This window comes from Deinococcus sp. Arct2-2 (assembly GCF_004801315.1).
Taxonomy (GTDB): domain Bacteria; phylum Deinococcota; class Deinococci; order Deinococcales; family Deinococcaceae; genus Deinococcus.
On the sequence record NZ_SSNW01000043.1, the window covers coordinates 19,840 to 46,237 of the forward strand.

Genomic DNA, 26,398 nt, shown 5'->3' on the forward strand with positions numbered 1-26,398 from the left:
TTCAGGCTATGTCAACTGCTCAGTAGATTGTATTAATATTTGATGAACTATTCAGCCAATTGGGCTGATCGCCTGACAGAAAATATGAGAAAGCGTCTCCGGTAGGGGACACTTTCTGCTTGTGAAAACCGAAAGCACCCGAGGGGACGCCCCCCGAATGTATCAAGCCGTGCTCGCACATCTTGAGCATTCCCTCTGGAACGATACCCGCAATGCCCGCACCCTCGCCTGGATGGTCACTGGCTTGGTGCTTTCCCAAAGGGCCTCGCTCTCTGCCTGGCTTCCTCACATTCACTCCCATGCGACTTTCGCTCAGAGCACAGAACGCCGAGTTCGGAGATGGCTGGAGAACCCAGCCATTGACCCCGTCAGCATGTACGGCCCACTTGTCACCCGGGCTCTCCGCGACTGGGGAGGACACACTCTCGTTCTGGCTCTGGATACCAGCGTGCTCTTCGAGAAGTTCTGCCTGATCCGTGTCTCTGTGCTCTTCCGAGGACGAGCGGTGCCGCTCGTCTCGCATGTCCTTGAACATTCCAGCGCCCAGGTCAGTACCGCCCACCTCCTTCCCGTCCTCGCTGAGGTGAAGGGTCTCCTCGATTTCCTCGGGATCTGTCAGGTTCGCCTGTTGGCGGACCGAGGCTTTTGCGATACGGAATTGATGGGCTGGCTGCAGATCTGCGGCTGGCACTACCGTATTCGAATCAAATCCAGCCTGATTCTCGCTGCCCCGGATGGGCAGCGACTCTGCAAGGTCAGTGAGATCCGCCTGGCGCCACGAGAGACCCGTTGCTTCCAGAACATCACCTTGACAGGGCGACACTTCGGCCCAGTTCACGTGGCTCTGGCCCGTCCATCGGACGGGCCAGAGCAGTGGCAGGTCGTCAGTGACGAACCAACGAGCGTGGAGACCTTTGCCGAATACGGCGAACGCTTTCAGATCGAGGAAGGCTTTCTCGACGAGAAAAGCGGGTTGTTTGGCTTGGAGGACTCCAAGATACGAGATGCCAACAGCCTAGAACGGTTGATTCTGGTACTCTCGGTCGCAACCTTGCTGCTGGTCTCGGAGGGAATCCAGATGGTGCAGCGTGGGGATCAACGTGTCGTCGATCCCCACTGGCAACGAGCGTTGAGTTACTTGAAAATTGGTCTGCGGGCTGTTCAATATGCCTTGAGCCGAGGTCAAACCATCTTCTCCAATTTGACACTTCAGGGGGGGCCCGATCCTGAGCCGCTAAGACGAACACGCCCTCAGGTTCACCCGACGGCAACGCTTGAAGTCGGCTGGCAAATCATTTTTCGGTCTCCCTCATAAAATCTGTCAGGCGATCAGCACCGTATTGTCAACGTTAGGCAGGGCATGAGGTGTCAACGATGGGTCGCCTTCAGCGGCCCGCAGATGGGCAAAAAACACGTCTTTGCCGATATCGATACCCATCACAACCATAAAAACCTCTCGAAAAGTGGGGTGGTCAGGCCAATTCTGCTTTGCTTGGACTGTCTCTTATCTGCAGGCTCGGAGCCTTGTCTAGGATGCAGTCTGCAAGAAAGCGCCCGGATCAGCCAGATCTAGAGCACGGTCTCGAACGACCAAAAGTGCATACTAGCTCGCTGACCCGGACTGGCCGGACAGCTCATTCTGATCAGGAATGTTGCCGCGACCTAGAGATAAAAGTGCATGGCTTAAGACCAGCGGGTTGGGACAGTCAAACCTCAAAGAGTTTGGATCTATTCCTTAATCTAATCTTAAGACTTTCAAGCTCAAGCAGGGCAAGTTAGCGTTGTTCCTTCCACATAATGTGGTACAGGTGAGGGCATGACGCGCGTCCTCAGGTCAGCCCCATCTGTCTCATGGTCAGGCGAACGGCGGAGACGCGCGGCGAGTGCCGTGATGGCCGTTCTGTTTCTCACGCTCAGCTATGTGCCGGGAGCGCTGGTGGCAGCGGCCCCTCAACTGTTCGCCTTCGTCGGGCCAGGGGTGACCAATATTCCGATTCCGGCCACCGCGTTTGGCGATCCCGGCTTCGGAGAAGTCGCTGACGCCATCAATGTGGCGACCGGCAACGCCTATGTGGACCTAGGCCAGCTCACCCGCAACAACACCAACACCAAAGCCTCCACCACCACCAACACCGTGGTCGGTGGTGCTACCAGCCCGAACACCAGTCTGTCCGGCAGCTTTAACGTCAAGGGCGTCCTGCGCCTGATGGGCTTCAATCCAACCGTCACTGCTGCACCTCAGGAATGGGCCATGGGGGTGGGAGACGGCGGATCTCAACTTTACAGGCGCGCCACCAGCACGGAGATCGCTGCTGCACCCAGCTGGATCAATCAGCGGTACGCCGGTGTCCGGGCGACAACGACTTCCTTTATTTCCAAGCTGCAAACAGGCATCGAAACGCCCGAAACCTGGCTTATCCAGTACCGGTTGCCGAATGGACAAATGGTGGTTCATTACTACGACCATGATGGCAACCGCACCACTTTCTGGCGCGATGGGCAATACGCTGACTATCAGCAGACTCCCCACGAACAGTACTGGGGGGTCGCGGGGCAACCAACGAGTGACGCTGAAGGCAGCACCGCTCCCCGCACCGAATTCACCTACACAGCGGCCGGCAACGGACAACTCGCGAAAGTTCGGGACTACTGGGGCCGCACCACCACCTATGAGTGGGATGGCAACACCGGAACAGTCACGGCCATCAATATCTTGCTCCAGAACGAAAACGATGCCAGTACTTGGCGGCGACGAGTTGAATACACCTACGGCCTTTTAGGCAGTCAACGGGTTGTCGAATACATGGTCTTCCGAACCTACAATGCTCAGAACCAGGCAATTGGGCGTTGGTTTGACCTGGATTACAAGCCAGGAGCCAACGGGGAACTTCTCTTGGACAAGGTCAAACGCCCTGTCCTGGCCGACGGCAGTGAAGGCCAGCAGCAAGGCAAGGGGTGGAAAACCACGACCTACACCTACGACGCTTATAACCGCGTGTCGAGCATCAACACTTTGGGCGAGCCGGACACCACCTTCTTGTACGAAAGCGGCAGTCCTGCCGGTGGCGCGAAAGTCACAGTGACTCAAAATGAGAAGCAGAAGGTCTATCACTTCACGACCGACAACCGCCTCCGCACCATCACGGTCAAAGACATCAACCCCGTCTTCAGTGCCTCCGCAACGGAAGCCCCCCACATTCGGACGTATGGGCAAGACTTTTACTATAGCGTCCTCAATCAGATTCGCTACATCAAGCCGGCCAAAGGCCCCCCTCAGGAGTTCTGGTTTGACACGCGCGGAAACAGAACCCAGTGGGTGGAGTACCTCAGTGACGGAGGCCCCATCCTTCGCAAAACCAATTACGACTACAACGCCGACAACCGGCTCACGAAAGAGACCATCGCCGCAACCCCGAGTCATGCGGGCCGGGCCAATGATCTCCTCAGTGAGACGTCGGTGGCGTACGGCACCGATGAGCGACGGATTGAGTACACGCCGTTCGACGTTGCCAATGTGGCAGGACAGAGTTTCACGGCGGTAAAGAAGATCGAGGAGAAGCGTTACCTGGATAGCAGTGCTACTCCTCGGCGCCAATTCATCACTGAAATAGATGGCTTGGCCCGCGTTACCGCGACCCGACTCCGTAAAGGGGCAGACACCAGTGATTACCGCGCCGTCACCTACGGCTATAACTGGAGTAACCCAGAGGCGCTGAGCAATTGGGTTCCTGTTCCAGACGCTGGTGGCCGGGGCGACTGGACTTCTACCCGCATGGTCAGGAGCTACGGCGACCTCGTCTACAGCAAAACGGTGACCGGTCTCAACATCGACTCTCAAACGTTCGTCTACCACTACGATGAATTAGGGAACACGACTTATCAGTACGCCACAGACGCTTTTGTGGGAAATTGGGACGGCGCCACTCCATCGAAGCGGCTCCTTGTGACTTTCGAGGCTTTCGATGGGTTCGGCAACAAGGTCTGGCGCCGGGTGCTCTCGCAACTCGGCCCCAATATCAGCAATGCGTGGGAAGAAAACAAAACGTGGACCTATTACGCGACTGGAGAATTGAAGGCATCTTCTGAGGGACATCCCACGGAAGGGGGTGGCGTGCGCCGCCTCACGGCCTACACCTACGACGAGACCAGCACTTCCGCTAACTTTGGCCGAGTCAACAAGGTTCAGGCGGGCGAGGGAAGTGACACGACAGTGAGCACAGTCCATCACACGACCGACTTGGGGTACGACACCTACGGACGCGCTGTGACCTCGACCGTCGATGGCTTCACGACCACGCTGGTGTATGACACGCTTGACCGCGTGGTCAAGACCACCCATCCGGATGGCGCCTACCGCCGCGTGAGATACCACACCGACGGTCAGATTCACGGTGAGATCATTAAAGACATCGGTTCCAATGAGGTCACGATCTACCGCGATGTGGATTCAGCGAGCCGGGAATATGCCGTGTTCTACCCTGAAGGGTCGGTTCGCACCTACTACGACGCCTTCGATCGCCCTATCAAAATCACTGACAACCGCTTGGTCATGAACAGCAGTGACAGTGACCGGAGCACCTACTTCAACTATGACACGGCAGGCAACCTGATTCGGAAACTTGATCCGGCCTTGGTCACCGTCGGGGGTCCGTACAGCGATGCCCGCCGCCCTTACGCGGAATACGGCTATGATGAGTTCGACCGCCAGACCGTGACCGGAACATTGATGTCCGGCGCGACCATCACGCCACAGAACATGTCCTCAGCCAATGGAGCGTGGGCCTGGACCACCACGGAGTACGACGCTTTTGACCGTCCCGTGAAGAAGACAGATGCTGACGGGTACGATACCAAGTTGACCTACGACAACAGTAGCAACGTCACCAGCATCACCCGTGAAGTGTGGAACGGTGATGAGCCTGGCAAAGGGTATGTGCACATGGGCTTCGATGGGGTGACGACACGCACTGCGTACGACGGCTTAGGCCGGCAGGTTCAGCAAGTCGATGGCCGCGGGAACAGCAAACGCACCACATACAATCCATTTGGCGTACAGTCCCAGGTGAACGAACTCAATAACGTCACCCACGTGTTTACTTACACCCCAGACGGCCTTCTGTCCGGTGTCTGGGAGCCGGACAACAACACAGGAACCACCGCCCAGCATGGCAGTGTGAATGTGACCTCACCCAGTGGCACCCATACCCGTACCGAGTACCGCCACTACGGGAGTCGTTCGCTCCCGGCCCGTATCTACCGGGCCCACATGAATACGGCAGCGGGTCCGGAGTCTGGTGCACGAACGGATTACGTGTACAACGCCCAGGGCCGACCCACTCAAACGACCTTGCCTCCGGATCAGTCTGCCAGCATCATTCAGACCTACAACCACGCGGGCAAGGTCTTGAGCAGCACGGACGCCAATCGCTTTGTCACCACCTACAAGTATGACTGGGCAGGTCGCCTCACCGAAAAAAAGGAGCATGCTCGAAGCGGGAGCACAACCGACAGTCAGGTGGCAGGCCTATCGAACGGTCTCGTCACCACTTACCGTTATGACAAGGCAGGTAACCTTAGTTATCAGAACGAGCGCGGCTTAATCACAGAGTACAAGTCCAACTCGCTGGGTAAAGTGATTTCTGAGAGCCGTCCAAGGGTAGGCGACGCGACTTCAACCAATTGGAAGCACCGCACCTATCGTCTGGATGGGCCGATGACCGCAGAAACGAGCTACGACTATGTCGGCAGCTTGACCACCACACCAGATATTACGGAGCCTTCGGATACCCGAATGACCAACTCGGCGGGCAACATTACCTTCAAGTGGTATTACGCCCGCGGCCTTCAAATCGGTGAGGTCTCTTACGGCGCCAATAAGAGTTGGGAATACACCCGACACACCTTTGTGAACGGGCTGGGCAACCGTCACTTCCGCCAATTTTGGGGCAACCCAGGCATTTATAAGCCGCAGCAGTACGCCAACGGAGCGGCCACGGGGTACACCAATTATTGGAGCCTCTGGAAATTTGATGCCAACAGCAACCTGTTAAATAGTTGGGATACACCCAGCGATGCCGGTGGCGAAGCGTTTTTAGATGGCAACCTCGTTCAGAACCAATTTGTGTACACCTACAGCCCAACGAACAAGGAAACTGCTCAAACGCGCAATATTCAGGTTCGCCACCGGGGTCAAGTGCCGGGCAACGTGCTAACAGCGAACTACGGGGGGGCCAACGGCGTCGTGTTGGCAGCCAGTGTATCGACCAGTACGGCCACTTACACTGAGCGGGATCAATTGGAGAAAGTGGTCATTACTGATCAAAATCCTACTCTGCCTGCTGTTCTGATCAACGGCACTCCTCCACAGCAAGATGTCATCGGCACTACGGAAACCAAGAGCATCACCTACTCGTATTACCAAGATGGACAGCGTGAGTACGCTTGGGCCGGCGACGGAACTCAGTACGGAAGCTACCGCACCTACAAGTTCACGGAATATGACCAGCGAGGCCGGGAATTACTGGTACGGAGCACCAATGGGGCCTACGCTGAAATCAATACGACCTATGGCATTGATGGCACCATTACCAACAGTGTCATCCGCGGCAGTGAGGTCTACCGCTCGGTGATCACCCCAACGGTCGGCGGGTTGACTGCCAAAAACGTCACAACTCAAGACGGTCAAACCAAAACCAACAGTACGGTGTTTTCGAATGGGAGCACGTTGGTTGGTGTGCCGTACACGACCACCCATTCCAGTTCGGTGACGGGCACTCCAGTGACTACCACCACAAATAGCTACAATGTTTACGGCAATTTAATTGATAGCCAAGGGACCCATCCAAACTCCCAGCCTGAGTACCCTGTTCAAACGCAAGTTTATCAAGCGAGTTATAATTCGAACGGGTCAGTCGCCTCTGAAAGTAAATTCAGTCCTATACCGGAGTCTCCAAACTATCAGTATCTCACCTCGACTTACACTTTAGATTCGCGTGGCAACCGTTTGGCTGTAAGTGGTGGTGAAGCCAGCGGGTATATCAAACGATACGATGCCGACAACAGGGTCAGCCAGTTCGACAATCGCAGCAATAATGCACGCAGTACGTATTTTTGTAGTGGCGCCATCAACTACCAGTGTTACGGTGTTGGCAATCGTTACAACGATTTCCGCTATGACCCTTTTGGTCAACAGGTATTGAGTAGTACGGGACAAATTGAAGAACAAAATGATCCGTATTGGTACCGTGAACATGGGGTCTGGCGGGATTGGAGTAGCGCCCATTTTGTCAACGGCGAAATCCAATTGATTCTCCAACAGGCGGGGAACTTTGTGTATAAGTGCACAGGGAATGGCACGCAGTGTCAAATTCCCAGTTACACGTACGGCTCCCTCAGTATCCGAGTCCGCGATGCGACCTACAGCCTTGCGAACGGCTACTCCGATAATACCGTTTGGACTGGCACCATGCCCTTTGCCATCGTTAAAGCCAGTGTCGAATCCTTGGATGCCCCGATTAAGCCGCTGAGCAGTGTGCTGAATATCAATCCGCTGGAAGTGACCACTGGAAGTCTCTCGAGCATCAATTTGCCCGATCCGAGTCAGATCAAAGCTGGGGACGTGCAGGCCAAAGACGCCCCAGTAAAAGTAGACCCGAAGAAGCCGCAGGCTGTGAACCCTGCACCCGAAAGCAAAATCAATGTGCAGTTGGGAGTAGGTGGCTTAGCTCAAGCCAAGACAGAGGAATCTTCCTCCAATCCAGTCTTCATTCAAGAGGTCTCAGCTGATTTTAATGATGGGCTTGGTTTTAAGGATGCCATCTATGCTTATAACGTCCAAACTTTGTATGTGTGGAATAAAAACAAATCAGTATTGCAAAATCTCGTGGATTGGGGAGCTGAAACCAGAGCAGCTGAAGATGAAGCTCTAGGTAAACAAGCAGACGCGGCGAGGCAAGAAGCGCAGCAACAATCTAAATCGCTTGCGGTTGGCTTAGGAACTGTGGGAGCGAACAGCGTCTACGAAGATTGGACGGCTATCACCTCATTTGTAGAAGATTTGCCTCCAACATTACGCATTCAGATGTACAAAGATATATCAGAGGGCATAAGGAATCGTCAGATTAGTAGAGATTCCTTCAAAGAGATGGCTCAGGTGTCTAAATATGGTCATGCTATGAACCAATACTATAAATATGCTCTCCACATGACCGGGACGGGTTCTAGAGAAAGTAAGCCTACGTGGAAATTTAAATCAGATATGGCTTCTAATGAAATGCAGCATGCTTATATAGATTTAAAAGTGTTATCGAATGGTGGAAGATCTACCTTAAGTGATATTCTAAGTAAAATGGCTATAGACATGTTATCCAATAGGACAGGTAGATATAATACCGGATCCAAATACACTCTACCATCTTCATCTCGAGGTAGACAGGTAATGGCACCTATCATGCTTGAAGAGATGAATTCTTTAGGTATCGGTTGTAATCTCAACTCATTCGCACCCTCCACGCCTGTCCGCAGCCTGTCCGGCTTGGTCGCCATCGGTGCTCTCACTATTGGTACCCCTGTTCTCGCCTTCAACGAGCAGACAGGTGAGAACGGGTACTACCCCATCACTGCAGTTCATAAGAACATCGATCCAGACATTACATACTTGGCCATCCAAGACCCGGAGCAGGGCAATAAGACGGAGTACATTGAGACGACGCCGGAGCATCCGTTCTACCTGTCGAAGAACGTCGATGCATCCCATCGTCCGGCCCCCGAAGGCCACGCTGACCTGAATTCAAACTGGGTGGGTGCAGGTCACCTGAAGATTGGCGACAAGATCAAGCAGGCGGACGGCACCCTCGGCACCATTGCCAACGTCATCACGCTCCAGCAGACGCAGGAGATGTTTAACCTTACCGTCAGTGAAGCACATACGTATTATGTGGGGGATCAAGGGTGGCTGGTTCATAATGCTGATGCCCCTAAACCTCTTACCCTTTATCGGGCTGTTAGCGAGGGTGAATATCAATCAATCGTGAGAACCGGAAAATTTCAGACGATTTATGGCATGGGTTATGAAGGGAAACAATTTGCTCTGTCCTATGAGGATGCTTTGAAATTTGCAAAAGGGATGGCAGGTATAGGTGGTGATCCTTATACACGAGTGGTAGCTACTACTGTTACAAATCCAAATAAGATTAGTATGGAGTTGGGTGTGGTATCCGACATCGACGGCGGTCTAAGGTATGCTCTTGTAAAAGATAAGGCATTAAATGCTTTGAAGCCAATCACAGATATCAATAAAATTCTCGCAACTGTATGCCCATAGGTGATGATGAAGGCTAAATTGATTTTGATAGACAGAGATGAATCTCTAATGATTCATGGAAGTATTTCGGCAAGTCGAGAAGGATTATCTGTCCTGGATGATGTTAGAGAGATTATGTGTAAAGATGGCGTAGCGTGTCTCGCTAATCAATTTACTGCTCTCGAAATGTTCGGGGCTGATCAAAGCAAACCTGTGATTTTTAGCGGCGATAGGCATGCATTCTTCAGTCATGGCATATGCCTGCCAAGCTTCAATCAAAGCATAAAAACCGACGAAGATAAAATATTGGACTTATTTAATCGTGTTATCGAATTGGTCAATAATTATAACTCTTTAAATCAAAACATAATCACAACTCTCACCTATGATTTAGATGAAATGGTTATTCCAAAACCCCGTATGCTACCCATACTACCTAAGGTAATAGATTTAATCCTGTCCTCCAAAATTTGACATATAAAATCCGTAATAAGGGGGCCGCTCTAGCTATTGGAGCGGCCCCCTTGTTTTGGTCTGCGGTGCTACTGAGGTGCTACTCCGCCGTTAGCCTCCTTTCCTGGATTCAAGCAGCTCCGCAAGGTTCGGCGCACCTCGTCATCCAAGTGGGTGTAGACCTGCATGGTAAAGCTCACATGGGTATGGCCCAAGCGATCCGCGATTACCCCCGGAACGCCAGAACAAGAGCAGAAAGCCAAACATGGTAACCTTACGAAAATTCAGTGCCTAGTCGGAACCTGAAAGCCGCCCCATAGATGGTGGGGCGGTTCTTCCTTTTCTCTTCTTTAATCAAGGCAGCTTTAAGCCCTCCCCTGGAATCTGCGTCGTCGGCGCTTCATTGGGACTCATCACTAGTCGGGGCGTCACCACAATAATTAGGTCACTGCGTCTCGTATCCGTCCGTGTCGTGCTGAACAGCTTACCCAACACTGGAATGTCTCCCAAAAACGGCACCTTCTGCGTCCCCGTCACTGTCCGGTCTTCCAGTAGTCCCCCAATCGCAATCGGTTCTCCGTTCCCCACCCGCACCGTTGTTGTTGCTTCCCGCGTACTGAACTGCGGTACGCCCTGACTCGTCGTTCCCGTCGGTACACTTACGCTAATCGTCAGACTCGTCTCCACCGTGCCATCCGGAGCCACTTTCGGCGTCAGTCGCAAGGTGATCCCCGTCGTAATGCTCTGCACGCTGGTGCCGCCATTGCTCGTCGCCGTCACGACGGGGGTTGTTTGGGTGGAGTTGATGCGGGCTTCGAGGCCGTCAATGGTCGTAATCCGGGGCCGAGCCAACACTCGCGCTGCCCCATTGGTCTTCAGCAAATTGATCCCCAGACTTAGGCTCAAGGGACTGCGCCCGAAGGCTCCCAGATTCAGTAGGCCGCCGCCTTCTCCTTCGGCCAGCTTGAAGGTGAAGATCGAGTCGTACTGAATGCCGAGGCTGTCGGTGGTGTCCCGGTTGACCTCCAAAATCTCCGCCTCAAACTGCACTTGTGGGCGACTGGCATCCAGTTGCTTGAGCAAGGCCAAGAGCATGGAGCGATCCGCTGGGTTGGCGACGACGATCAGGGTGCGTTGCCGCTGGTCAATCACGACTCGGGTGCCGGGATACAGGCTTTGCAGCAGGCCCGCCACCGTGCTGGGATCAGCAAAGCTCAGCGGATACACGATGGGCGCACGTTCATCTTGGGGAATGGGCGAGACCGCCTGCCGCAGGGGAGGCGTCAGGATCAGGCTACGGCCATCGGGACTCAAGGCATAGGTTGTGCCGTCGGGAATAACGAACTGGATGGTGCCATCGGCCTTCTGCCAGCTCAGGCCCTCAGGAATGGTCGCGCCAGGAGCCAAGACGACATCGGGCAAGACCAGACGGCGGGTTAGCGGATCGGTCTGGTAGCGGAGTTGCTCGCTGCCTTGAATGACGATGGTGTCGCCCGCCCGGATCACCGTCACAGGGGTGGGTGCGGCAAGGGCAGCAGAAAGGTTGAGAAGCAAGGCGAGGGTCAGAGAACGTCGAAACATGGGGATCCTTGAAAGACAGAGCAGCGGAGGGACAGAGCCCCCAGCAGAAGAGAGGATGGGCAACGGGAGGATTACTTCGGCAGCGTGAGGGCTCCCGTTCCATCTGCTGGCGCGAGGGTCAAGGTGGCGGTGGCCTGTCCACCAGGGGTAACGGTGATGGGCTGTGCGGCACTGCGCAGTTCCCCGGCTTCCCCCACGATGCCGTCGCCATCCAAATCGGTGGCGGCCACAACCTGCACCGCTTGACCTGGGGGCAGGCTATGCAGGGCAAATTTGTTGTCCAACGTGCGCGTGTAGGTGATGACCCGGTTATTCGTATTCAGAGCGACGGCATAGGTCTGAGGAGCATCCGCCTTCACCGCCAAGGCATTCACGAGGCCCCAGCCGGTATTCAAGTCCATCCCCGCCACGCCGAGATCGGTCGCCTGTCCTTCAAGCAAGGCTTTGACCGTACGGGCGGGCGCCCCCTGACTGAGCAACAACGCCGCAATCCCGCTGACTTGCGGCGCGGCCATGCTGGTACCCTGCCGCAGGGCGTAGCCCGGCTTCCCACCCCCATCCAGATCGGTCGACAGGATGCCGTCTTTTTCGCCGTCGCGATCTTGATCGGCGTTCAGGTCACCGCCATACGCGGCAATTCGGGTGCCTGGCCCCCGGTTGGCATAGGACGGTTGATACAGCGTCTCTGGGCCACCCATGGACGTCACTGCGATCACGCCGGGAATGTTGGCCGGTGAGTACGGCAGCCCCCCATCGTTTCCATTGGCCGCCACGACGATCACCCCGGCGTCCAGCACCCGCTTCACCGCCTGGGTCAAGACGTCGCTGTACTCGGGTGTTCCCAAGGACAGGTTGATGACTTGTGCCGGATGCGGATTGGGATCGGTCTCATCCAGCCCCGCGGCCCAGATCAGACCCCGGGCCAGATCGCTGGTGGTCCCGCCAGCCGGGCCAATCACACGCACCGGTAAGAGATGGGCTTGCGGGGCCGCACCACTGACCAAGCCGTTGGCCGCGATCAAGCCGGAGACATGGGTGCCGTGGCCGCCGACATCACTCGGGGTCTTGTCTCCATCGACATAGTCACGTCCGGGCCAGAGATTGGCCTGCAAATCTGGGTGGGTGAGGGCCACCCCCGTATCGATCACGGCCACTGTAATGCCAGCTCCCTGCGAGCGTGTCCAGGCCTCGGGAATGCCCAAACGGGGCCAGAACCACTGCCGAGGACTGAGGGCTTGAGGCTGGAGCGCATTCACTCCCGTCACCATCATCTTCTCGCTCTGCACAGAGAGAGCAGCGTCATACTCAGCGTGAAGACCAGAGGCAGACAAAACTTGGAGCGCAGCCTGGGCGGCTTGTATACTCGCATAGTGGGCCCGCACGATGCCCAAAGCAGCCAGCACCCGCGTGTTTCGCAACCCAGTGACTGGAATTTCAGCAGCCAGCGGAATGAGCAGAGTGGCACTGGGTTGAGGGGGTCGTGGTGCAGGCACGGCTTGAACCATCAATGCCTGTCCTCCCAAAGGTCTTACCACTTGCCCGGTCACAGTTCCAGCTTCTTTCCTGACGGCTACCGTCTCGCTGGCCCGCTCCCCCACGACGACCCGCACATTGAAGACCCCGTAGAGGTCGCTGGCGGTGCCGTTCGGATCCCCGAGGGCTGGATTGACGGGTGCCGTCAGAACCACTCCCCCTTGAGGCACCAAGCGTTGGCCGTTGACCTCGATCAGGACGTTCTCCGTCTTTCCACCCCAGCCGGCGCCCTCTATCCGCACGTCGGTCCCGGTCAGGGTCACCCGGTCGAGTCGGGGCACAACATCGAGTGAGACGCTGCTCCCGGTGACGCCGGGCACGGTCACGGTAGTGAGACCCGCCACCAGGTCTGCCGGAAGGGTGACCTGGATGCCGTCCCGCACACTGGTACCGGTGACGGTCTGTTCCCCGAACCTCACGCCGCGGCTGCCTGCGGGCAAGCGGCCGTAAACGGTGACTTCACTGCCGGGCGTGGCTGGAGACGGCAAGACGGTGGTGAGCAGGTAGGTCTCTGGCGTGCTCTTGGTTTCTTGACTACAGGCCGACACCAACAACAAGGCCGGGAGCAGTCCAACGCGCCAGGACTTCAAGGCACCACCAATTGGCGGGACTCGCTGTAGCTCAGGGACACGAGTTTGCCCCCAGTTGACCGTGTGCCAGCCACCCACCAGTGGTAAGTGCCTTTGGGCAGCGCGGCTTGAGCCGAGGGAAAGGCGGCGCTGCGGCTGGAAGTCGTGTAGGGATAGTTTGTCCACAACCGCTTGGAGCCGTTCTCAGCACAAGGACGGTCGCAGACGAAGTAGAGGTAGCCGTCGGCCCCCGAGAGTGCCGTCCAGGTCAGGATCGGACGGCCATCGGGCACCACCTGGTTTTGCGCGGGACTGGCCACCTGCTGGGCATCGAGAAAAATGGCCCGGCCCGCGTTGGACATGGCCGATTCTGTGCCCACGCCCAGGATGCTGCGCACTGAGCCGTAGATCTTGTCGCCGACGTTGACGTCGCTCAGCAGGCGCGAGTACTTCTCCAGGGCCACACTGCCCGCGGAAGCGGCGGGACTGCGAACGACCTCATACGGGCCAGCTACAGAACCGCTGGCCTGCAGGACGCGGTAGCCGCTGGCGCCATCGGCCGGATTCCAAGCCCATTCCACGGCCAGTTGTCGCCCGTCTGTGGCTTGAGGCTTCAAGGAGGGCTGGGGTTCTGGAGTGGAGGTCACGCCGACCCCCGCCCGAATGGCCTGAGGATCCACGCCCGCCGGCAGTTGGGCTTTCACAGACAAACCAGTCAGTCCCGCGGGCAGGTTGTAAGCCACCAAGTAAGCCAGGGTCGGTGCACTGGCGTTCTGAACACGTACACGGACGGGAGCGCTGGTACCGGTGACGTTGCTGCGGGTGGCCGAAGCGTAGATCTCCAGGTCATCGCCGTTGGGCATGGCGGTGGTGTTCCAAGAGACGATCGAGGGGGAAGTATTGACCGTGCCGATCAGGCGGCCGGTCTCGGTGGAGTCGCGCAGGCGGGCGTAGACGCGCACTTCGCTATTCGTATCTTTCTCACCCAGGGTGACTTGTATGGCGGCGGTGCCGCTGACGGTAGCGTCATTGGTGGGTGTGATGAGGGCGACACTGGGCGGTGGGCCATCGCCCTGACAAGCCGTGAGTACCAGACTCAAAAGCAAAGTGGCAGCAAGGGCGCAGCGCATGAGGACATTGTGCAGGATCACTAGAAAAAATGTGCCGCAAACCAAGCAGGAAAGGATCCACTCTTAGGGGGGCTCGCAAACTTGGACTGCCCCCAGCTGACAGGCTCTGCGTCACGTTTGATGGTCGCCTCAAAGACTGAGCAGCAACGCACTATCAACAGGGAATACCAGTTTCATCATTCCTCAGAAGGTTTCCGAGATGCCGCGTCTATCACGTGTCCTGCGGGATCAACTGCCGTGATCACTGCCCGCGTCGACCGACTTCTGCTTGTCCGACACCTTGTGCCCAGGGGTGTTTGATTGGCCGTCATCAAAAATGACGGAGAATCTGTACTTTGGGTTCACTCCAATTTAGACCGATCAACAGAGCAGTCGTTCGGTCATGATCTGCCGCCTCTGTTCACCTCGTCCAAGTGCAGATGCAAGGCTTCCGGTGTGAATAGGGTGCCCAGCAGCTCCCCCGTCCGTGGGTCAAACACTCGTTCCTCCCCCTGCCACAGGACCCGCCACGCCCGGTCGCCCCGACGCTTCAGCTCCGCCGGACGAAGCCGCGCAATGCTCTCTGTGAACACCACCAGCGCGACCTGCTTTTTCGTCAGCGGCTGCATCAACGGCACCGCGAGGCGTGCCCGATTTGCTGCGCGTTCTACTCTCAGTAAGACCGGAAGCTCCAGCTGCACAGTCGTGCTCAGCACGGTTCGGAGCAAGGTTAAGGATCCTGTTGCCCACTCCCGCAAGGCCGGCCGGGACTCATCGAGGAGCACGTCCAGCCGCTCACGTAAGGCCACTACTCCGAGGACATCCGAACCTCCAAACAAGGCCAAGGGGCGCCCATCCTCCACCACCGCAGGAACCTGAGAAGCGCGCACCCGTTGGGCGTGCGCGACCAGCGCCGCCTGCTCCCGGTCAGGTCGAGGCATTTCACGAGGGCGAATAGGCAGCACGGGCGAGGCCACTGCAACAGGGGCGGCGGGCTCGACGACCCCTGGAGACTGAGTTCCCCCATCTTCGAGGCCCACAGGCATGCTCATCTCCTCTACGACTGGGAGCGCTGGTGCATTCTTTCGCCCAGCCACTGCCTCGATCACTGGATGCCAGAGCACCTCTGCCTCTACAGTCACGGGTGGAGTCACCTCCGGGCCAGGCTTCAAGCGCCACCCATTCGCCCACGCTTCCTTGCCATACGCCAACCGCAACACGCCCTTACTCCGCGTCAAACACACAAACAGCACGCACCGCTCCTCTTCTGGATCTCCATGCGGGGACGGCATCAACTCCGGGTACAACACCGTCACCCGCTCCCACTCCAATCCTTTGGCTCGGTGCACCGTCGAGAGCAGGACATCGGCATCCTCATGATACAGCCCTTGCAACACGGCAGACACGGCTGCCACATCCGCCCAGCCCCCCGCCAGTTTCGTCGCTCGGGTCGCCAGTAAGCGCAAACACGCGCACAAGTCCTTGAGTTCCCCAAGAGCCTTCTTAGCGGCCAGATCTCCTTCCTTGACCCGGTTGGTCAGCGGTTTGGCCCGCCGCTCGTACACCACATTAACCCGGTCACGCACCTCATCTCCGGTAAAGGGCTGGGGAAAAGCTTCTTGAGTCGCCGTCTCCAGTCGGGCGGCCAGATCCCGCCCCCGAATATTCACGCTCACCTCCCGGGTCATCAGGCTCAGGGCCATGCGAATCAAGGGGGCATTCAAGCGAGAAAGGATCACGTCCCCACGCGCAAACGTCGCCGTCTCTGCGGGCAGATGTTCCACCGTGCCCACTTGGGCTTTGGGGGCCGCCTGAATAAACGAACTGGCATTCCGAGCTAAAGCAACGTGCGCAGACGGGCAGCGAAATGACACACTCAGCGGCAACTCTTGGGCTTTTAGTCGTTCGGCCAATCGCCACAAGCCGCATGGATCTGCTCCAGCGTAGGTGTAAATCGCTTGCTCAGGATCCCCCACCGCAATCAACCGGCCAGGGATTGCCGCCGTATCATCCCTTAACCCCAGCAGATGAAGGACAACCTGCTGGCGCAGGGGTGTCAGATCCTGCGCTTCATCCACCAAGGCCGCCCCCAAGATGCCGGAGCCTAACCCCAATTCCAGCGGCAACCATAGGAAGTCGGTAAAGTCCGGTAGGCCGCCTTTCTGCCAATCTCGCAGACTCAACTGCCGGAAGCCCGCCAGCACCCGCCGCATCGCCGGCACGCCCTGTTCCTCCGGCCACTCTGCACTCACCGCCAAGGCCGTTAGGTCATCCTCGTGCGCTCCGGCACCCAGACCATACTCGCGCGCCAGATCCCACAACCGTCCGGCTGCCCGCACCAGACGCCGTTCTACCCGCTCACCCTCATACACCAGTCCGGCCAGTCGCAGACTCTTGTCCTCATCCACGTCCAGTTGGGCATTCCGGGCCTGACACAAGAGTCGCCGCCCATATGCATGCAAAGTACTGGCCCAGACCCGAGGCGGCAGACGCGGCCCCACATCCATGACGGAATGCTTGTTGTACGCGAAGTATACCGTACGGCGCGACGCGTCCAAATGCCAGGCGGCTTCCGCCAGCGTCGTCGTTTTGCCACTCCCAGCAGTGGCCCGCAAGACGAGATGCTGTGTGGTGTCACGAACCGCTTCGACGAAGGTGCGTTGTTGCACGGTGAAGTGCGCCGGAATGGCACGGGCGCTGGGTGTGCGAACCTGCAGTCGGCCTCGTCGGACAGACAAATTAGTCATGGCCTCCTCGTTGGCCGTGAACTGCTCCTCACCACCTGCCTTCTAGCATGCCAAATCTGCGTCAACCACACGCTGGCCCACTCCACCATTCTCCCCTTGAGACAGGGCCAGTGTTGAGTTCACCCCCAAAGAATAGGGGCACGGCCGTGAGTGCACACACCGGCTTGGCCCCTGAACTGGTACAGCAGGTGATCGAACACAGAACCAACTTGTACAGTGTCAACAAGTGCTCGGCCAACGCGAAAAAACCCGTTAAGCCCACAGGTTTTTTCACATCATGCTCAGCCCCGTGCGTCCACATCACCGCCACCTCAACGACTCCAGCACACCACCTGCAGCGCGTCACCGCCCTAGGTGCGCAGCGCCTGCAAGATGTCTCCACTCTGTTCGCCCGGTAAATGCAGGTCAAGCACCACCAACTGGGGCAGGGAAAAAGTTTCAAATACGCGTAAAGCTGCCGGGCCACCTATGACTCGGGTGACTTGGATCTCAGCCGCCACCTCCTCCAAAGCGGTTTCCAGGAGGAGGGCGTCATGTATGTTGTCCTCAATCACCAGCACGTGCCGCGCTGAACCTGGCTCAATTGCCAGCTCAACGGGCCATGTCGTCATCCCGGCACCGTACACGACCTGACCAGCTGACGCTATGCAGCTCCCCCTTCAGCGCTGAGTCACCAGCTGAGCTCTGTCCCAGAACGCCACAACACTCTCCACCTGCTGCAAAAAGTCCTCGAATCTCACGGCTTCATGACGTAGGCACTCGCCCGCTGCTGGTAGACCTGTTGGATGTCATGTTGGTCCTGTGACGTCAACAACATGGTCACTGGAATGTACCCGAAGGGCTCTTGGGCCTTAAGCACGCTCAAGACCTCCAGACCGTTGATCCCCGGCATGTTGAGATCCAGCCAGATTACGTCCGGCCCGGGGGCTGCTGGATCTACAGACTGCTTTTCAAGGTCGAGGCAACCTTAGACGCAACTTTTTGTCCCGCCGGAATCTGTATCCGCTCCAGCGTGCTCGAATTCATCCCCGTGCGCGCCGGCGTCGCATTCGCACTAAAGGAACCCAACTCTGGCAAACTCACGCTCTTCCCGTGCGTTGAGGCTTCCACCACAATCTCTAGCAGCGCCCCCGGTCAGGGTCTGCAACGTGTCCATCGGCTGGTGGGAATCCGCCCCCGATGCCGTAAAACACCGCGCGCCCGCTTGTTCTTACGGCTTCAAAACCCTGCATCGAGGTCGTCCCTACAACATCGAAAGCGACATTGACTCTGCCAGTGGAACGCAACTGGGCCGCCCAGTCGTCGCTGTACAGGTACACCTCTGCCGCGCCCCCTTGACGCGCCGCCTCCGCCTTGGTGGGGCTGGAGGTCAGGGCAACATGCCCCGTGCTCCTGCACCCCAGGCCAGTTGCACCAGCAGTAGTCCCATGCCGCCCGCCGCGTGGACCAGCACCGTTTCGCCTGCTTGCAGCCAATGGCTGTCCTGAATCAGGTACTGAGCAGTGAGGCCTTGCAGCAAGAGTGTTTCCGCCGCAGTGAGAAGAAACAAGCGTTCCTGACGTGGTCAACCGGTGCAGCTGTTGCGGTTTGAGGTTCAAATTGCCCCAGCTCTCGGCTTGCCGTGACGCTAGTCAAGGCCACACAACCTTTCTATGACAGGAGCAGGAATTATCGCAGAAAGGTCAACATCTTTCTTCAAACTGAGGTGCACTCCCGGGGAACCGGGGGAGCACTTCTGCTTTCTTCTTCTCGTTGCACTTGAGTTACTTCAGATTCTGGTTCTGGGCTGGGACTGGAGGCGCCCACGCTTTGAGCGCCGCTGTTGTTGCGGCCGCCAGTTGTTCCAGATCCGTCCCACTGGTCGGACTCTTGGTGATCAGGGCACGCCAGTAAATTGGTCCGACCAAGAGGTCGAAGGCAAGTTCATAATCAGGTGTGAACGAGAGTTCACCGCGGGATACAGCGCGCGCTAACAGCATCTGAACGCTCTCCCGCTTGCGCTGCTGGACATGGATCCGGATCGCTGCCGCGAGCGCTGTATCCCGGCTGGTCTCGGCGTAGAGATCGGGGAGGATCCGGGCGGCCAAAGGGCGTCGCAACAACTTGAAGGCCTTGGAGAGGTAATCGCGCACGTCGGCCTGCAAGGAGCCGAGATCAGCTGCAACAACGATTTCGATCTCAATTTCTGAGATGAGGGCGATGACCATGGCTTCCTTGCTTGGCCAGCGCCGGTACAGCGCAGCCTTCCCCACACCGGCGCGTTTGGCAACCGAATCCATGGACAGCTGGTCATACCCAACGCGGGCCAGTTCAATAATGGCGGCACGCCAGATGGCCCGGGTTCGATCTGGACGCAGCAGCGCGCCCCCACGTGGGGGTTGTTGAACAGAACGGGCAGAGGTCACAACCCATTCTAGCGGCGACTGGGCGTTGCACTCCTTTACGAACGCTGATAAGGTGCGGAACGCTACCGTCTCGTTCCGTAGCAAATCGAACTTCTACCTCAATGCACCAAGAGCATCACCAAAGCTCAACATTCTCTCAGAGGAGATCAAAATGACCGAACTTAACACCAACCACCTCGCAGAACAACTTTTGTTTCATGCCCTCGACGCTCTCAAACATGGCGATGTCCAACCGTGGATCGAGATGTTTCACGACGACGGGGTAATGGAATTTCCCTACGCCCCTTTTGGAATGCCAACCCGCGTCGAGGGCAAGGCCGCCATCGCTGAGTACATCCGGCCCTACCCCGAGCGGATTGCGATCCGGCGGATTATCCCACAGGCGACGTACCACAGCGGCGACGTGATGGTGGTGGAGTTTGCGGCCGAATCCACCGCTCTCCTCACGGGTCTCCAGGTGGAGATGCAGTACATTGCCGTGATCACGCTGGAGAGCGGCAAGGTGAAGGTGTACCGCGATTACTGGAACCCACTGGTCGTCATCCAAGCGATGGGCGGCAGTGCGGCACTGGGCCAAGGAGAACTCGCATGAGCGGCCGGATTCTCGTGACAGGCGGAACCGGCAAAACCGCCACACCTTTGCTCCGTCGGCTGGATCAAGCAGGTTGGGCCACCAGGAGCGCCAGTCGTACAGCCGCGCAACCCGGGAGTGTCGCATTTGACTGGCATGACGATCAGGGGCATGACAAGGCACTGGCCGAGGTGGACCGGATCTATCTGGTAGCGCCGACCGGCTCCCAGACCCCGATTGACGTGATGGAGCCCTTTATCGAACGCGCGTTGAGCCAGGGGGTGCGGCGCTTCGTGCTGCTCAGCTCGTCGCTCATTGATGAGGGCGGCCCTGCCATGGGCGCCGTGCACGCGCTGCTGCGGCGCCGTGCACCCGAGTGGGCGGTGCTGCGCCCATCATGGTTCATGGAAAACTTTTCAGAAGGGCCACATCAGCAGACTATCGTCAACGAAAACGTGATCTTTTCCGCGACTGATGATGGCCAAGTTCCATTTATCACCGCCGCCGACATCGCAGAAACGGCGTTCAGCGTTTTAACGAATGAACAGGCGCCCAATACCGACCTGCTGCTGACGGGTTCGGCGGCCATCAGCTATGACCAGGCTGCAGCCATCATTGGCTTAGCGCGGGGGCGGAGTGTGCAGCATATCCGGCTGAGCGAGGCGGCTCAGGCCGCACGCTTCGAGGTAGGGGGCGTGCCGCCCGGGTTTGCGAGGATGCTGGCAGGCCTTGACCGTGCTATCGCAACTGGTGCTGAGAACCGCACGACCAGTGTCGTTGCATCCGTGACCGGACGCGAACCAGTGTCGTTCGAGACCTTTGCCGCGCGTCATGCCAGTGTGTGGCGTTGAACCGTAGCCACATCACTGCCAAGCTTCCCCATATATATTCCAGCGTCTCGACCGGTTGTATGGCCTTGATCAGGTTAAGGTGAGGCTGACCCGTTGCGACTGACTCCAAGCCGTATCGCCACCGATTCCCGATGACCATCATCCAGCATGCGGTTTGGCGTTATCACCGCTTTTCCCTCAAGCATCAAGACGTTTAGGAATGACTATCTCCGTCGGTGTCCGGGTGATCGGCGCATGCCGGTCAAGTTCTTGCGGGCTGGCCAAGACGCGTCTACAACATTTTGTACCGCCCCAGCGCTCAACTTGCTTCAAGTCGCGGATCATCTGAACGGGCGTCCCCGCGCCCAAACTCGTGTGTCTGCCTTCACACGCCTTCTCGCACAAGTTGCCTGAATAAGTCAGCGGTATCAAAAGCAAAACCACAAAACCTGAGCAAGATCACGGTTGACTTGCCACCCTATGGGTCTTGGCAGCCTTGTTTCTAGGAGTGGAGAAGGTTGGCCCAACGAGATGGATACAAGCAAAACGTCGTATTCATCTCACCGCTTGCTGAAGTCAACGGACTCCCAATAATTGGTAGCAGTGAAGCTTGCGATCAGTCACTCGTTCCCGTTATAGCGGGCGAGCTGACAGACCCATCTGGACTGCTCAGTTGGTCCGTGGCCTGTGAATACTTAAGGAGCAGGCGGGCAAATTCGAGTCGTTCACTTGCTGGCCAGTCTCGAGTGATGTATTCAAAGGCTTGGCGCTGTTGGCTCCGAAAGCGGTTCCGTAGAGCATATCCGTCTGGTGTGAGCTGAATGACACTTTGCCTGCCGTCATGTTGCGAGGCCAGCCGCATGAGGTACCCGTTGGAAATGCCATCGGACACCATCCGGCTGGCCACTGAAACGTCAATAGACAGTTGCTCCGCCAGGCGGCTCACCGTTAGGGTACCGCCAGCATCGTCGACGAGATTGATGACCAAATTACGCGATAAATCCTTTCGGGACACAGGTGGGTTTACCGGAACTTGGGTCGTCCGTCGCCGCAGCCGCGAGAAAGCTGCTCCAACTTCGTCCAGCAGGGCGTCATTCATTCCGTTGTCTTGATCGTTCGACATAAGACCATCTTACACATACTTGCATATACGAAACTACATGCTATATTGCAAGCAACTGCAGCGACTCTCGTTGCCTCTGTTCAGTCAGGAGGACACTATGATTACCACGATCATCAACGCGCGAATTTTCGACGGCGAGCAGCTCATTCAAGACCAAACGGTCGTTATAGACGGTGATCAAATTAGTGCCGTGGGTGGTCCAGTGCCTGCCGGATCGACCATTATTGATGCCCGTGGTGCCACACTGCTGCCCGGCCTCATCGATGCCCATGTTCATACTTCGGTGGATGGTCTGCGGGCCGCGCTGACCTTCGGCGTCACTACAGAACTAGAGATGCAGGGTTCTTGGACCAGCGCCGGACGTGAGCAACTCGCCGGACGTGACGACATCGCGGACGTGCGCTCCAGCGGCTTAGCCATCACTGCCCCAGACGGCCACCCACACGAACTCTTTCCTGGTGACGGGCCACCCCCTGGCGTCAGCGCCGAGGATATTGAACGCCATGCGCATGAACCGCAGGCAGTGTCTACCCCGCCTGAGGCGGTAGCGTTCGTAGACCGGCAGGTCGCTAATGGCGCGGATTACATCAAAATCATGATAGAGGAAGGCACGGTGCTCGGTGCCCCCGGCCTGCCAATGCCAAGTCAGGACATCATCGTCGCGGCGGTAGAAGCAGCGCACCGCCACGGCAAGATGGCGATTGCCCACGTTCTCACCGCGAGTACATCATTGCAGGCTGTCGATGCTGGAATGAACGGGCTGGCACACGTGTTCATGGACGTACCGCACACACCAGAAATCGTGGCGGCCATTGTAGCTTCTGGAGTTTTCGTGACGCCCTGCCTCTGCCTAAATTCCTCAATCATTGGCAATACCGGTGCGGAACTGGCCGCCGATCCACGGGTGAGTTCGCGGTTGAGCCCCGAGTGGATGGGCACCCTCTGCGGCAGTTTTGCCAAATACCCGCAGGGCAATCTGGATGAAGTGATGGCGACTGTGCTGGCCTTGCATCGGGCCGGTGTAGATATTTTAGTCGGCACCGACGTCTCAGTACCGCTGCCGTTTCTAGGCGGGCTCGCCCATGGCGCGAGCGTTCATCATGAGTTGCAGCTGCTCGTCAAAGCTGGCCTGACCCCGGTCGAAGCTCTACGTGCTGCAACCTCCGTGCCGGCACGCCGATTCGGCTTGACCGATAGGGGCCGGATTATTGCCGGTGCGCGAGCCGACCTGTTGCTGGTCGAGGGTGATCCCACTACCACCATCTCCGATACTCTGTCGATTCGAGATGTCTGGCGTCGCGGGGTTCGCCTCGCATCGCGATCCTAAACCCAGCCTAAGCTCCTCTATCTTCAGCAGCGACCCAACGCAAGATAATACGTGAGCGCCGTCTTGACCGACTGTCGATACACCACACCGATGATCTTCTTTGATGACGTTCACAGGTAAGGACGTGGACGTTGTAACCCATGTGTCTACAACCCAGTATTTTAATGTCGGACGTTCCTCTTTCACAAGATCTGTTACTTTTTGACTTGAGATTTAAGATGGCTGCTCACAATGAGCATCTCACAGAGGCGCGACCGAGATCATCTGTGCGTAAGGGGCTGAACGAGTTGTGTCCACCATGTTGAGGGGGCGGGCCGGCCCCCGGGGTCAGCCGACGTCAGCAGGTCAATCCAGGTGTAGATCTCCCAGGCCGTGCCTCCCGGTTCACGTGACTGAGCCTGACACCAGGCCTTCAGCCGGGTGTAGGTGTTCCCCAGCGTATCGTGTGGGCCGAGGTGCCAGGTCGTGGCGACGGGGCCACCGGGAAGCTCCCCAGAAACCACCGGATCCTCGCCCGCTTGAGGCTCGTTAAAGGGTACAGCGAGTTCGAGGTCCGTCTCGACTTCATTGAAGGTGTGATACCGCACGACTGGTGACCCAACTGGCCGGATACCGCGCCGGGTCAGCACGTCGGCCAGTACACGGAGCATCCGGCCTCGGGCCTCGCCCAGGGCCAGGAGCGGCACAGTTTCCCGGATGCTCAGGGTGGGTTGAGGTGGAAGGTGCAGCACCTTTACGTCTTCGTGGTGGATATGAGTCATCATGGTTTACCCCCTGTTCAATAGGTGGTATGCCCACCCACGAGTGACCGGGTGCGGCGCCAACGAATCGCTCTCGCGACTGATGGCGTTCGGTCTGTATATACCACAGGTATGTCTTACTCCTAAGCATCAGGCTGTTTCCCGGACATTGCTGCAGTCTGTGCCATAACGCGTGGGTGAGGTGCGATTCACTGAGGGTAAGTCAGTTTCGCACACCTGGGGTTCAGCCTCGATCTACGCTGAGGCACGCCATTCGTCTGCGCTGTGAGGAGCGCACCAGGACATGCGTGGCGAAAAAGGAGCAAGAGAGAACAACGAATGAGCTGCACTCCGCGCATTCAAGAGGCACTTGGCCTGGGAGCTGTACCGAACCTTACAGGTTAGTCCCGCTGACAGCCTCCCCCCACCTCCTTTGAGGAGTTTTTTCTCCACCAACTTGAGATACCAAGGTCAGGTTGTCAGCACCATCCCTCTACCGGACGCTGTGAGATGACGGTGCTCCTACGTTATTCCCACCACTGGACTTTCTGGAGATTGATGAGACTAACGAAAACGAAAACAGCCATGCTCTGCTGCCTGGGCAATGATGAGAGAAGCCTGGGTACATAGCAAGTCATACATAATTATCTGAGCAGCGCAGCCATGTACAATACAATGGTCAGATTGTTCTCCCTTGACCTGAGGTAGGAGGGGTAGGACGGCGCAGAATGCTCGATTCGTGACCTTACCCAGCCGCCTGTTTTGCTCTATCCAGAGCAGGATGATCATTGCAATAGTCGCAATTTCCCGTTAGGGTGCCCTCGTCTCTTCAACTTCGAAGCCTGGCAACGCCATATGAGCAGCATGCCGCTCCAACTGGATCCTGTGGAATCGGTACGAACTTAGGAATCAGCATTCCGTCTGGGGAAGCTAACTGCGCAATGCGGTTCGGCTTGATCTTGACGGAGCCTTAAAACTCCAAGGGTTTGGGCACCCCAGACCCGAAGTTCGCGTCTTCTACTGGAGCATCCCTGATGGACACCGAACCACCCAATCCCGGCGGGATGCCTCTTGACGACCCCCGCACTATCACCATGCTGGTTACCGAGCATATTGCTCTTCAGGGACTGCGTGCTGCCACCATCACTGACTCCAGCGGCCGCGCCACTCTTTACCTGGCGTCCATTTCCGGCATGCTTGTGGCCCTCTCCCTGCTCGGCAGCGCCACGCGGTTGGGACAGTCTTTCATCATCACGGCGCTGGTGGTGACTCCGACTCTGATCTTTCTGGGCCTGGCCACCTACTTGCGGGTCCTCCAGTCGGCACTGGAGGATGCTTTTTATACCTTGGGCATCAACCGCCTCCGTCATCTGTATCTGCAATTGCAACCCGGTTTCCGGCCATACTTCGTACAGTCAGATCGAGATAACAATTGGGGTGTGCTGGCCGAAAAGGGATCGGCGCGCAGTAATTCCTGGCAGATATTGCTCACCACAGCGGGTTCGGTCGGTGTGATTAACAGCGTGCTTATCGCCAGTTATACGGCTGGAATTTTGCTTGGGCTTCACTCCGCGCCGCCGCTGGTGCTGGTGATATGTAGCCTGATTTTCGTCGCGTCGAATACGCTCCACTTCAGTCATCAGCAGCGGGCCTGGTCCGGTTTCAGCCAGCAGCATTCACGCTTGTTTCCGTCGGACGACCCCACCGTGGATAACGTCCAAACAGATCAGGCCTCACCGAAGTAAGCCCGTTCAGGTAGGTCACGGCGTAAGGTACATGGAGCGAAGCCGATGGAATCAATCCAGTGACAGCGGACCCTTGGCGGTGAGTCGATTGTGCATACGTGGGGTCCAGCGCCAATTCACGCGAAGGTAGCCTGTGCTCCAGTTCCAAGCAGGTGAATTCAACTGGTGGTCGCGACACTTCAAAGTGGGGATTGTGATGAAACGCGTAAAGCGAGAGTCTGATCGGTCCTGCGGCTTTAGGGGGTGGTTGATTGGTTCTCTTACCTAATTGTACTTAGGCAAGAGAAACGGTAGAGTGCTACTATGCCCCCCGCTCCTGTCTCTGCCGTCGAAGCTACCATCACCCTTGAGGGTCTTGAGGTCA

The 26,398-nt window shown here is 57.3% G+C and carries 18 protein-coding genes and 1 pseudogene; 8 read left to right on the plus strand and 11 right to left on the minus strand.

Translation table 11 applies throughout. From position 1 onward, the window contains the following. Window positions 1-121: 121 nt before the first annotated feature. The gene (locus tag E7T06_RS16070) at window positions 122-1,315 is read left to right on the plus strand and encodes a transposase (protein WP_136366788.1); all 1,194 of its coding nucleotides are present in this window, start codon (window positions 122-124) and stop codon (window positions 1,313-1,315) included. A gap of 6 nt (window positions 1,316-1,321) precedes the next feature. Here E7T06_RS16070 and E7T06_RS22110 read toward each other — a convergent pair whose 3' ends face one another. After that, window positions 1,322-1,447 (minus strand): hypothetical protein, encoded by a 126-nt coding sequence (locus E7T06_RS22110; RefSeq protein ID WP_276605579.1) that lies wholly within the window; start codon window positions 1,445-1,447, stop codon window positions 1,322-1,324. A gap of 444 nt (window positions 1,448-1,891) precedes the next feature. On the opposite strand from E7T06_RS22110, the gene E7T06_RS16075 reads away from it, so the two are divergent. Beyond that, window positions 1,892-9,322, plus strand: a complete 7,431-nt coding sequence (locus E7T06_RS16075; protein ID WP_240741115.1) for a polymorphic toxin-type HINT domain-containing protein — start codon at window positions 1,892-1,894, stop codon at window positions 9,320-9,322. Between the two features lie 6 nt (window positions 9,323-9,328). After that, complete coding sequence (locus E7T06_RS16080; RefSeq protein ID WP_136366790.1) at window positions 9,329-9,775, plus strand: hypothetical protein; 447 nt, start codon at window positions 9,329-9,331, stop codon at window positions 9,773-9,775. 333 nt (window positions 9,776-10,108) lie between these two features. Here the strand turns inward: E7T06_RS16080 and E7T06_RS16085 are convergent, their stop codons facing one another. The 8 genes from E7T06_RS16085 to E7T06_RS16125 all read right to left on the minus strand — a co-directional run bounded on the left by E7T06_RS16085 (window position 10,109) and on the right by E7T06_RS16125 (window position 19,698). Continuing rightward, on the minus strand, window positions 10,109-11,335 hold the full coding sequence (locus E7T06_RS16085; RefSeq protein ID WP_136366791.1) for a secretin N-terminal domain-containing protein: 1,227 nt from the start codon (window positions 11,333-11,335) through the stop codon (window positions 10,109-10,111). 71 nt (window positions 11,336-11,406) lie between these two features. Then, window positions 11,407-13,458 carry a S8 family serine peptidase gene (locus E7T06_RS21895; protein ID WP_240741112.1) on the minus strand — a complete coding sequence of 684 codons (2,052 nt, stop codon included), beginning with the start codon at window positions 13,456-13,458 and terminating at the stop codon, window positions 11,407-11,409. Continuing rightward, window positions 13,455-14,567, minus strand: coding sequence for an Ig-like domain-containing protein (locus tag E7T06_RS16095; protein ID WP_136366792.1), 1,113 nt, complete (start codon window positions 14,565-14,567; stop codon window positions 13,455-13,457). Before E7T06_RS16095 ends, E7T06_RS21895 begins: the two co-directional genes overlap by 4 nt. 380 nt (window positions 14,568-14,947) lie before the next feature. Continuing rightward, complete coding sequence (locus E7T06_RS16100) at window positions 14,948-17,293, minus strand: UvrD-helicase domain-containing protein (protein ID WP_136366793.1); 2,346 nt, start codon at window positions 17,291-17,293, stop codon at window positions 14,948-14,950. Window positions 17,294-17,643: 350 nt separating this feature from the next. Continuing rightward, window positions 17,644-17,904, minus strand: coding sequence for a response regulator transcription factor (locus tag E7T06_RS16105; RefSeq protein ID WP_136366794.1), 261 nt, complete (start codon window positions 17,902-17,904; stop codon window positions 17,644-17,646). Window positions 17,905-18,229: 325 nt separating this feature from the next. Beyond that, a complete protein-coding gene (locus E7T06_RS16115) occupies window positions 18,230-18,406 on the minus strand; it encodes an HU family DNA-binding protein (RefSeq protein ID WP_346763216.1) in 177 nt (58 codons plus the stop codon). A gap of 256 nt (window positions 18,407-18,662) precedes the next feature. Then, complete coding sequence (locus E7T06_RS21900; RefSeq protein ID WP_240741113.1) at window positions 18,663-18,842, minus strand: hypothetical protein; 180 nt, start codon at window positions 18,840-18,842, stop codon at window positions 18,663-18,665. 214 nt (window positions 18,843-19,056) lie between these two features. Continuing rightward, window positions 19,057-19,698, minus strand: a complete 642-nt coding sequence (locus E7T06_RS16125; RefSeq protein WP_168733590.1) for a TetR/AcrR family transcriptional regulator — start codon at window positions 19,696-19,698, stop codon at window positions 19,057-19,059. Window positions 19,699-19,849: 151 nt separating this feature from the next. On the opposite strand from E7T06_RS16125, the gene E7T06_RS16130 reads away from it, so the two are divergent. The 3 genes and pseudogenes from E7T06_RS16130 to E7T06_RS21905 form a co-directional block, all read left to right on the plus strand. After that, window positions 19,850-20,290 (plus strand): nuclear transport factor 2 family protein, encoded by a 441-nt coding sequence (locus E7T06_RS16130; protein WP_136366798.1) that lies wholly within the window; start codon window positions 19,850-19,852, stop codon window positions 20,288-20,290. Further along, a complete protein-coding gene (locus E7T06_RS16135) occupies window positions 20,287-21,120 on the plus strand; it encodes an ergot alkaloid biosynthesis protein (RefSeq protein ID WP_136366799.1) in 834 nt (277 codons plus the stop codon). The genes E7T06_RS16130 and E7T06_RS16135 overlap by 4 nt, the downstream gene beginning before the upstream one ends. A 92-nt stretch (window positions 21,121-21,212) precedes the next feature. Next, window positions 21,213-21,314, plus strand: a pseudogene (locus E7T06_RS21905) (IS6 family transposase); the annotation flags it as partial. 401 nt (window positions 21,315-21,715) lie between these two features. On the opposite strand, the gene E7T06_RS16140 reads toward E7T06_RS21905, so the two are convergent. Beyond that, window positions 21,716-22,222 carry a MarR family winged helix-turn-helix transcriptional regulator gene (locus tag E7T06_RS16140; protein ID WP_136366800.1) on the minus strand — a complete coding sequence of 169 codons (507 nt, stop codon included), beginning with the start codon at window positions 22,220-22,222 and terminating at the stop codon, window positions 21,716-21,718. Between the two features lie 97 nt (window positions 22,223-22,319). Between E7T06_RS16140 and E7T06_RS16145 the strand changes: the two genes are divergently transcribed. Beyond that, window positions 22,320-23,549, plus strand: coding sequence for an amidohydrolase family protein (locus E7T06_RS16145; protein WP_136366801.1), 1,230 nt, complete (start codon window positions 22,320-22,322; stop codon window positions 23,547-23,549). Window positions 23,550-23,809: 260 nt separating this feature from the next. Here E7T06_RS16145 and E7T06_RS16150 read toward each other — a convergent pair whose 3' ends face one another. Continuing rightward, window positions 23,810-24,313: a GyrI-like domain-containing protein gene (locus tag E7T06_RS16150; protein ID WP_136366802.1), complete on the minus strand. Its 504-nt coding sequence runs from the start codon at window positions 24,311-24,313 to the stop codon at window positions 23,810-23,812. Between the two features lie 1,010 nt (window positions 24,314-25,323). Between E7T06_RS16150 and E7T06_RS16155 the strand changes: the two genes are divergently transcribed. Next, window positions 25,324-26,034 (plus strand): hypothetical protein, encoded by a 711-nt coding sequence (locus E7T06_RS16155; protein ID WP_136366803.1) that lies wholly within the window; start codon window positions 25,324-25,326, stop codon window positions 26,032-26,034. The last annotated feature ends 364 nt before the right edge of the window (window positions 26,035-26,398 follow it).